Below are 9,313 nucleotides of genomic sequence, written 5' to 3'. Positions count from 1 at the left end.
TCCACTTTACTTTTTATATCCATACCTTTTTATTGCTTTGCCGAGCTTCCACAAGACTCCAGAAGACCCGGTGGGATTGCAGTTATTCCCTTAACTAGTGATATTACTCAGGTCACCTTTCAACAAAAGCCAGTTTTAATTAGTCAAGAAGGTCAGCAACGTTATGCTGTCGTGGGTATTCCGTTATCTACTCCACTCGGAAGTGTTCAGCTCGACACGAATAAAACCCCTATTCAAATAGAAGTTAAGTCCTATCCCTATGCGGAGCAACGGATTAAAGTCACTAACCAAGATTATGTGAACCCGAACCAAAGCCAGTTAGACCGTTATGCTCAAGAAGCTAAAGAACAAAATGATGTTTATAGCTCATTTACAAAGAGTTCATGGCAAACCCTACCAGCATTTATACGCCCAACTTCAGGGAAATTTACTAACTCTTTTGGAAGAAAACGCTTTTTTAATGGTGAAGAACGCGCGCCCCACTCAGGTTTAGATATTCCTGCACCAGTAGGACAAAAAGTCGTTGCACCCGCAGATGGTGTCGTTATCCAAACCGGATCTTATTTTTTTAATGGTCAAACTGTGTTGATTGATCATGGCCAAGGCCTAGTCAGCATGTTCTGCCATTTAAGCGCAATTAAAGTAGAGAAAGGCCAACATATCCACCAAGGAGAAACTTTAGGTTTGGTGGGCAAAACTGGACGTGTAACAGGGCCACATTTGCATTGGGGTATGAGTCTTAATAATGCTCGGGTAGATCCTCAGCTTTTTCTAAATACAGCTCGTTAATTTAAAGGTTTACGAAAATACTTTGGCGCATCCACATATCCTTCTCGTAAGTAAAACTGGTGTGCCAATGTTCGCTGTTCACCTGAATGTAGTTCCATTCGATCACATCCCCGTTGCTTTGCTAACCTTTCTGCTTCTTGCACAAGTAAATGCCCTACTCCTTTGCTACGCATATTCTCATCAACACATAGATAGCATATTTTGGCAAAGTCGCCTTGTAAGGCAATTTGCGGAATAAAATAGAGAGATAAAAAGCCACAAATCTTGCCCTTCTCTTCAGCAATCAAAATTTGTGAGTTAGGGTCATTATTTAGTATTTCAAATTTTTCTTGGATAAGAGTGAGTGGCTGGGGATAGCCCATCTGTTTAAGTAAATCGCATATGGCCTGACTATCTTCCAATTTAGCAGCACGAATATTCACTTTCATTCCCTCTCTTATTTTTTAGTTATTTTTGACAATAAAAAAGCCAACTCTAATGTCAGCTTCTTCTTTCTCTCTAACAAAAAAGTACCTTATTCAGCTTCAATAATTTCGAAGTCATGGGTAATTTCTACACCACCATCGGAAAGCATTTTACTCGCTGAACAATATTTTTCGGCAGATAATTCAACTGCTTTTGCAACCTGTTTTTCTTTCACAGCTTTACCTGTTACCACAAAGTGTAAGTGGATTTTAGTAAAAACAGCTGGAATTGTGTCAGCACGCTCAGCTTTTAAATTACATACAACATTCGTCACATCTTGGCGTGATTTCTTTAAAATAGTCACAATATCAAACGAAGCACACCCACCAAGTCCCATTAATAGCAACTCCATAGGACGTGGACCACGGTTTTCACCACCATACTCAGGTGAGCCGTCCATGATGACACTATGCCCACTATCCGATTTCGCTTCAAAAGCAACATTCTCTAGCCAATGTACACTTGTTTGCATTGCAACTACCTAAAAAAAATTATAAATTTAAGCAGGGTCTGTTGACATTTCATCTATGGATTGCGTTAGAGCTAAAAATTAATCCAAATAACACGCAAAACCCAGACAATGGCAATCCTTTGTCCAGTTTTGTTACATAATTTGTGAAATTTCAGCCATAATCTGAGTTGCCATTTAAGCAGCGCAGGCACAGCGCAAGACCATGTTATTTTGTACGTTCCGTTGTTAAGATCTATTTATTTAGAATGGTTAAATTTCATAGCTCTTGCTTGGTAACGTCTAAAAGAATTGTCTTATGTCGCAACCATCTGTGAAATGTCAACAGACCCTTGTTTTGTACACTAACATAAAATGAGTTGATAAGGAATTTCATCTCTTCTGTGTAATAATAGCTCATCTCGGGCTTGTGTGAATTGTTTACCCTATTCGGAACATATTAAGCATGACTTCAAATTTTTCACAACTCAGCACAGATGCTTTATCTCCGGGGCAACTACCTGAATCCGTTAAAGCATTGTTAAAACGTGCTCACATCAACAGATATCCAAAACGAACCACAATTGTTGATGCCGGAACAGAGTCGAAATCTTTATATTTAATTTTAAAAGGCTCAGTTTCAATTATTTTACGTGAAGATGATGAACGTGAAATTGTTGTTGCATATTTGAATCCGGGCGACTTCTTTGGGGAAATGGGGCTTTTCGAACCGAATCCACAACGTACAGCTGAAGTTCGTACTCGTGATGTCTGCGAAATTGCAGAAATTTCTTATGACAACTTCCACGAACTTAGCAAACAATATCCAGACTTAAGCTATGCTGTTTTTGCACAACTTGTTCGCCGTCTAAAAAATACGACTCGTAAAATGACAGATCTTGCATTTATTGATGTTTCTGGACGTATTGCACGTTGTTTAATCGACTTATCTTCACAACCAGAAGCAATGATTTTGCCAAATGGTCGTCAAATTCGCATTACTCGTCAAGAAATTGGCCGTATTGTGGGATGTTCACGTGAGATGGTTGGCCGTGTACTCAAGACATTAGAAGATCAAGGCATGATCCAGACAGATGGTAAAGCTATTCTTATTTTTGATGTTTCATTAGAAGAAGCACCTGCTCCTGATGAAGACTATGATGATGAAGAATAATATTTATTAAATTTTTAATAAAAAGCAAACTTCGGTTTGCTTTTTTTATATGCAACAATGAGTTAATACACAAAACTTACAAACTATTCTAATTTTATGATTTAAGTTGAATACATATTCTCCGTTAGGCTAACTCAAAATTCCCAAGGATTCCGCTGTATGCAATTTAACCCACTTAGTCGCACAGGTCTCAAGCTTCCAGAAATTTGTTTAGGCACCATGACATTTGGTGAGCAAAATTCCCAGCAAGAAGCATTTGAACAACTCAATTATGCTTTGGCACACGGTTTATATTTTTGGGATACGGCAGAGATGTATTCAGTTCCGCCAAAACCTGAAACTTATGGTGCAACTGAAACCATTATTGGCAATTGGTTTGCCCAAAATGGTCAGCGTGACAAAGTCTTCCTTGCCTCTAAAATTGCCGGACCTGGCTTTGGAGGAACACACATCAGAGAAGGCCATACGCGCTTCAATAGCGATCATATTGCTAAAGCCCTAGATGGCTCACTGAAACGTCTCCAAACCGACTATATCGACCTTTACCAGCTCCATTGGCCTGAACGTCATACTAACTTTTTCGGTACGCTAGCTTATGGTAACCAGCAAGCTCAAAATGATTACGATACAACCCCTCTAGAAGAAACATTACTTGCTCTACAAGAAGAGATTAATCGAGGGCGTATTCGTTATATTGGCTTATCGAATGAAACGCCATGGGGCACTATGAAGTTTTTACATTTGGCTGAAAAGTTAGGTGTCAGCAAATTTGTAAGTGTTCAAAATCCATACAGCCTACTCAACCGTACTTATGAAATAGGTATGTCTGAAATTGCTAAATATGAAGATGTTGGCTTGCTCGCGTACTCTCCTCTTGCATTTGGCTATCTATCTGGCAAGTTTAGAAATGGTGCTCGTCCCGCTAATGCTCGTGTCACATTATTTCCACGTTTTAGCCGCTACAGTAACCCTCAAAGCGAATGGGCAACTGAACAATATGCACAGTTGGCTGAGAAACATGGGCTAAGCTTAACTCAAATGGCTTTAGCATTTATCAAACAACAATTCTTTGTGACCAGCACAATTATTGGCGCCACGAATTTAGACCAACTTAAAGAAAATATTCAGGCATTTGAAATTGAACTACCTGCTGAAGTCTTACAAGGCATTGAAGCCATTCATATCCAGCAGCCCAACCCTGCCCCTTAAACAAAAAACGGATGCTTAGGCATCCGTTTTCTTTATCTATAAAAAATTTATATCTTATTTACGGCCATTATAAACAGCCATTGCCGCAGGCAAGTTTTGACGCATATCGTTAATACGCTGAGAATTAGATGGGTGAGTAGACAAGAATGATGAACCACCGCCACCTTCAAGCTTATTCATTTTTTCCCACAATGTAATCGCTGCATTTGGATTATAACCTGCACGCGCCATTAACATTAAGCCGCCTTGGTCCGCACGACTTTCCAAGCTACGCGAATATGGTAAGCCTACACCGACTTGTGAACCTAACTGAGCCGCAGCCGACCCTAGTTGACTCACATTACCACCATTAATCTGACTTAAGCCAATATTTAATGCTAAATCAGTTAAAGCTTGAGCACCAATTTTACTTTTCGCATGCTCTTCTAAAGCATGTGTCATTTCATGCCCCATAACAGCTGCAATTTCAGCATCTGTCAGGTTCAATTTATTTACAATGCCTGTGTAGAACACCACTTTACCACCTGGTGCTACATAAGCATTAATGGTGTCTGATTTCAGTACTGCCAACTGCCAACTAAAAGGCTGACCAGTCTGGTTCATCTGGTTTGCATACGGTTTTAAACGGTTAAAAACAGCATTAATACGGTTATAGGTACTTGAACTTGTATCCAAAGTTCCTTTACCACGCGCTTCCTGCACCATTTTACTAAAACCTTGAGCAGATTGAGCATTTAAGGTTGCAGTATCTGCACCCGCCATGTCTGCTACTGTTGCACAGCCAGAAATGATCATCACACTTGCTGCACACAAGCTTAAAAAGAGTTTTTTATTCATAACATGGATCACCTAAATCGATAAAAAGCTGTTTATTCTTTTGCACTTATTATAAGAAATCCAGCTTACTCTTTGAATGTCTCATTTCTCCATGATCATAGTATTTATGTAACGATCAAGTCGATAAAGTCATCAAATAAATCCAGAAAATCAAACATATTACATTTAAGCCAAGATAGAGATGACTTAATACCTTAACTTTCTCTTCAAGATTAGGGCTTTCTCTTTTCCAGAGTAAATAACTATTTTGTATGAACACCACAGGAATTAACACACAAGCGAACAATACTGACAAGCTCATAAAAGCAGTCATAAAAAAATCGTCATGGTATGTCTGACCATAAATGACCAACATCGCTAGTGTTGGAGAACCACCAATAGCAAATAAAAAAGAATAAAAAATTGTTTTTGAAATAGTTGGTTGCAGCTTCATCCTGAGCCCATCATTCCTTATCTATATTTAATGTTTTAATCTGAATCGAATAAAACAAAAACTGCACTTTAGTCGGGTATAAAAAAGCCCCCTTTCAGGAGGCCTTTTTAATCTTTGCTAATTAAGCAGAGAATGGATGACGTAAAACAATTGTTTCTGCGCGGTCTGGACCAGTTGAAACGATGTCAATCGGACATTCGATTAATTGTTCAATACGCTTCACATAAGCCAAAGCATTTGCTGGTAATTGTTCGATGCTAGTTAAACCAACAGTCGACTCGCTCCAACCAGGCATAGTTTCATAAATTGGTTTCAAGCATTCAAAAGAAACCGCATCAGAAGAACCTACACAGCCTGAATCTGTATTTTCATAGCCCACACAGATTTTCACTTCTTCTAAACCATCTAAAACATCAAGTTTAGTTAAGCAAATACCAGAAAGTGAGTTTACATCTACAGAACGGCGAAGGATTTCAGCATCAAACCAACCACAACGACGTTGACGACCAGTAGAAGCACCAAACTCATGACCTACTGTACCAAGGTGTTTACCCACTGGATCACCAGCATCAGCTGCTGCATCGTAAACCAATTCAGTTGGGAATGGACCAGCACCTACACGTGTTGTATAAGCTTTGGTAATACCTAATACGTAATCAAGATGTAAAGGTCCCATACCTGAACCAGAGCTTACGCCACCAGCAGTTGTATTTGAACTTGTAACGTATGGATAAGTACCATGGTCAATATCTAGAAGTGAGCCTTGAGCTCCTTCAAACATTACAGCCTTACCTTCTTTGCGATAGTCATGCAACACTTTAGTAACATCAACTACTAATGGAGCAAGAACTTCACGCCATTGGTTGCAAAGAGCCAATACATCTTCAAATTTAACAGCTTCTACACCGTAGAACTGAGTTAACTGGAAGTTATGTAACTCAAGCATCTCAGACAATTTTTCTTCTAATGCTGCACCACCACGAACAAGGTCAGCAACACGCACTGCACGGCGAGCTACTTTATCTTCGTAAGCAGGACCAATACCACGACCTGTAGTACCGATTTTAGCATTACCACGTTTCTTTTCACGTGCCTGATCAAGTGCAATGTGGTTAGGCAAAATGAGTGGACAGTTTGGAGAAATACGTAAGCGTTCTTTAACAGGAACTCCTTCCGCTTCCAAAATTCCCATTTCTTCAATTAACGCGGCTGGTGAAAGTACAACGCCATTACCAATTAAGCACAATACGTTTTCACGTAAAATACCTGATGGAATGAGGTGCAATACAGTTTTTTTACCACCTACGACAAGAGTATGACCTGCGTTATGTCCGCCTTGATAACGTACTACCGCAGCCGCCTGATCTGTGAGCAGGTCGACGATCTTACCTTTACCTTCGTCGCCCCATTGGGTACCAAGTACCACAACATTTTTGCCCATAATAGCCTCATTACATCATGCTGTTAAAATTGGAAACCACCAGTAAAAACTACCGTTGGCATTTAAATCTTTTCAATATTCCATTGACCATTTTGCGCCACGAGTTGATGGGTCGCGTATGGAATAGAACTTAAATCATCATTACCTAACAATTGAACGACACGTAAACCTTGAGCTCGTGCATTCGAAATTGCTGAGAGTAAATCCTGTTCTGAGCCTTTTGGAGCAACAACAGTTTCGATCTCTGCGAACTGATTTGCACCTAAGGCATATAAATCACAACTGAAACCAGTAGCAGGACGTGCGCGACCAAAGTGCTCACCAATACCATCGTAACGGCCACCCTGTGCTAACGGCGCAGCACGGTTTGGTGCATATACCGCATACATTAAGCCAGTGTGATAGTGATAACTACGTAGCTCTACAACATCAATACCGATATTGAGATTCGGCCAACGACCTTTAATTTGCGCAAGCGTTGTTTTAAGTGCATCTAATGCTGACTTGAACTCCGCATCTTGCAAGATATTGGCACTTAAATTTGTCTGTAATGCTTCTAGATCACTAGAATAACGGCCAAGCGCATAGAAATCAGAACCCATATTTAGGTTTTGAGTGAATTCTGCTAACTCTGGTAACGCTTTTCTTTGATAAAGATCAGACAGTTCATGTTCTTCATTTTTTGACAGTCCAGCATACTTTACTAGACTACGGAACAACCCTACATGGCCCAAATCTAAATGAGCGCCTTGTAAAGTATAGATGTTCTCAATTAACCCGAGCATGACATCGACCATTTCAACATCAGCTTCGATGCTGTCATGGCCATATAACTCTGCACCTAATTGCAAAGGTGCACGTGTGGCATTGAAATTTTGTGGTTTAGTATGTAATACAGTCCCTGAATAACAGTAACGTGCAATGCCTTCAACTGGTCTTACATGTGCATCGATACGAGCAACTTGTGGCGTCATATCAGCACGAACACCGAGTAAACGGCCTGAGAGCTGATCAATAACCTTAAAAGTTACTAAATCTAAGTCTTGATTTGATTCTGATAATGAAGACAACGATTCGATGTATTCGATAAATGGTGTATATACCAATTGATAACCTCGCACCGCGAGGAAATCTAAAGCTTCACGGCGAAGTTTTTCAATGACTTGTGCCTGTTCCGGCAATACATCTGCTACCCCGTCAGGCAGCAACCATGTCTCTGAAATGGTCATATTTCAAGCCTAAAATCTGATCAACGTGGAACGACCCCACATAAAAAAATCGGGAACACACCCGATTTCTCTTAGTGTAGCATGATACTTTCTGCCATGCACCTGACAATTTGCATAAATCTTTCTTAATAAACTCTAAAGTCAAAAAGAAGATTTAAACAATTAATAATAATATTCAATACTTTATTCTGCTTCACTTACATCATAGGCAAAAGTTCTTCGACCAAAGAATGGGCCAATATCTGAACTATCACCTGGTTGCCAGTTAACTAAATTTAGCTTTTGAATAGCTTGAGCTGCTTGAGTATTAAAAGCAAAACAACCTTTTTCAAGATTTGCGATTTTTAACTTTTGTCTGAAAGCAATTAATGAATGCACATTATTAAGCGGATTATCTTCTATAGAATACAGATGAGATTTCTCATAAGCTAAATCTCTATCAGCATCCCACCCACTACTTGATATAAAATTAATAAAAAAAGCAGACTGGTTATTATTATTTCCCAATGCGCTTTGAATATCACCAGTTTCTACGTTTTCTAAAACAGTTAAGTTATAGCCGTACCACTGCGAATTTAGAAGCCTAAAATACTTTTTATCTGGACCTAAGTTATTATATCTTTCGATAATTTTCTGCTTTTTCTCACTAAACGATGGATTTGAATCAAAACCAGATATATCTGAAATATAAGATTGATTCCATTGAGTCTCTTTTAAACGATAACAATAACTATTTTTTGGAAATCTAACACTCTTATAGTTTTGATAAAATTCAATTAAATTTTTATCAAGTTGATTATGAAGACCTGTTTCTAGATTTTTATTTTCTTTATAGCCTGGCAATACACGGTCAAAGATATTTTCACCATCCAACTTCACAATTTCAAACTTTAAATTCTTTTTCAAATCAGTTGTTAATTCATAAGTCCAACTGCTAGATGTTAACCTTTTCACAATATTGGTTTGTAACATCCCTTTATTTAAAATTTTCTTTTCAGTTATAACCTCAGTTTCTAACGGCTGGTTATGTGACTTTGCAAAAAAAACTTCATTATTCTTAATTGAATATTGAGTAATTTCAAAAGAGTCACTATAAATACCTGAAGAAATATCAGAAGGTTGATAATAAACTTGGTAAATTTTGTCTTCTTTTTCTAAATTATTTTCAGCTTGATCATGGGTATTCTGATCTGAGCCTCCACCACCGCAAGCAGCTAAAATAATAGTAGATGTAAAAATTAAAAAACCACTTATTCTTTTTGAGTTAAATTTCATATGAACTCTATAA

The 9,313-nt window shown here is 38.6% G+C and carries 10 protein-coding genes and 1 pseudogene; 3 read left to right on the top strand and 8 right to left on the bottom strand.

Annotation, left to right across the window (positions count from 1 at the left end):
• Positions 1–15 precede the first annotated feature (15 nt).
• Positions 16–789 (top strand): peptidoglycan DD-metalloendopeptidase family protein, encoded by a 774-nt coding sequence (locus NL42_RS04680; protein WP_461311928.1) that lies wholly within the window; start codon positions 16–18, stop codon positions 787–789.
• On the opposite strand, the gene NL42_RS04675 is transcribed toward NL42_RS04680, so the two are convergent.
• From NL42_RS04675 to NL42_RS04665, 3 genes and pseudogenes are all read right to left on the bottom strand, one after another.
• A complete protein-coding gene (locus tag NL42_RS04675; RefSeq protein ID WP_461311926.1) occupies positions 786–1,211 on the bottom strand; it encodes a GNAT family N-acetyltransferase in 426 nt (141 codons plus the stop codon). The genes NL42_RS04680 and NL42_RS04675 overlap by 4 nt on opposite strands.
• A 92-nt stretch (positions 1,212–1,303) precedes the next feature.
• Complete coding sequence (locus NL42_RS04670) at positions 1,304–1,726, bottom strand: OsmC family protein (protein WP_005041936.1); 423 nt, start codon at positions 1,724–1,726, stop codon at positions 1,304–1,306.
• A 135-nt stretch (positions 1,727–1,861) separates the two neighbouring features.
• Positions 1,862–1,924, bottom strand: a pseudogene (locus NL42_RS04665) (hypothetical protein); the annotation flags it as partial.
• A gap of 244 nt (positions 1,925–2,168) precedes the next feature.
• On the opposite strand from NL42_RS04665, the gene crp reads away from it, so the two are divergent.
• Complete coding sequence (gene crp, locus NL42_RS04660; RefSeq protein ID WP_336167875.1) at positions 2,169–2,876, top strand: cAMP-activated global transcriptional regulator CRP; 708 nt, start codon at positions 2,169–2,171, stop codon at positions 2,874–2,876.
• A 159-nt stretch (positions 2,877–3,035) separates the two neighbouring features.
• The gene (locus NL42_RS04655; protein WP_111854720.1) at positions 3,036–4,085 is read left to right on the top strand and encodes an NADP(H)-dependent aldo-keto reductase; all 1,050 of its coding nucleotides are present in this window, start codon (positions 3,036–3,038) and stop codon (positions 4,083–4,085) included.
• Positions 4,086–4,139: 54 nt separating this feature from the next.
• Here the strand turns inward: NL42_RS04655 and NL42_RS04650 are convergent, their stop codons facing one another.
• The 5 genes from NL42_RS04650 to NL42_RS04630 form a co-directional block, all read right to left on the bottom strand.
• Positions 4,140–4,922 (bottom strand): M48 family metallopeptidase, encoded by a 783-nt coding sequence (locus NL42_RS04650; RefSeq protein WP_461311925.1) that lies wholly within the window; start codon positions 4,920–4,922, stop codon positions 4,140–4,142.
• A gap of 115 nt (positions 4,923–5,037) precedes the next feature.
• Positions 5,038–5,355 carry a hypothetical protein gene (locus NL42_RS04645; RefSeq protein ID WP_461311924.1) on the bottom strand — a complete coding sequence of 106 codons (318 nt, stop codon included), beginning with the start codon at positions 5,353–5,355 and terminating at the stop codon, positions 5,038–5,040.
• Positions 5,356–5,476: 121 nt separating this feature from the next.
• Complete coding sequence (locus NL42_RS04640; protein ID WP_461311923.1) at positions 5,477–6,796, bottom strand: adenylosuccinate synthase; 1,320 nt, start codon at positions 6,794–6,796, stop codon at positions 5,477–5,479.
• Between the two features lie 62 nt (positions 6,797–6,858).
• Positions 6,859–8,025 (bottom strand): ATP phosphoribosyltransferase regulatory subunit, encoded by a 1,167-nt coding sequence (locus tag NL42_RS04635; RefSeq protein WP_016138790.1) that lies wholly within the window; start codon positions 8,023–8,025, stop codon positions 6,859–6,861.
• 183 nt (positions 8,026–8,208) lie between these two features.
• Positions 8,209–9,300, bottom strand: a complete 1,092-nt coding sequence (locus NL42_RS04630) for a hypothetical protein (RefSeq protein ID WP_461311927.1) — start codon at positions 9,298–9,300, stop codon at positions 8,209–8,211.
• Between the last annotated feature and the right edge of the window lie 13 nt (positions 9,301–9,313).

The organism is Acinetobacter sp. GN11, from assembly GCF_054823985.1.
Note: the sequence above shows the minus strand (reverse complement) of the source record. Positions and strands in the feature narration are given on the sequence as shown.

Coding starts and splice junctions, on each gene's coding strand:
- NL42_RS04635 (WP_016138790.1), bottom strand. CDS start 8,025: ATGACCATTTCAGAGACATGGTTGCTGCCTGACGGGGTAGCAGATGTA.
- NL42_RS04655 (WP_111854720.1), top strand. CDS start 3,036: ATGCAATTTAACCCACTTAGTCGCACAGGTCTCAAGCTTCCAGAAATT.
- NL42_RS04640 (WP_461311923.1), bottom strand. CDS start 6,796: ATGGGCAAAAATGTTGTGGTACTTGGTACCCAATGGGGCGACGAAGGT.
- NL42_RS04650 (WP_461311925.1), bottom strand. CDS start 4,922: ATGAATAAAAAACTCTTTTTAAGCTTGTGTGCAGCAAGTGTGATGATC.
- crp (WP_336167875.1), top strand. CDS start 2,169: ATGACTTCAAATTTTTCACAACTCAGCACAGATGCTTTATCTCCGGGG.
- NL42_RS04670 (WP_005041936.1), bottom strand. CDS start 1,726: ATGCAAACAAGTGTACATTGGCTAGAGAATGTTGCTTTTGAAGCGAAA.
- NL42_RS04630 (WP_461311927.1), bottom strand. CDS start 9,300: ATGAAATTTAACTCAAAAAGAATAAGTGGTTTTTTAATTTTTACATCT.
- NL42_RS04645 (WP_461311924.1), bottom strand. CDS start 5,355: ATGAAGCTGCAACCAACTATTTCAAAAACAATTTTTTATTCTTTTTTA.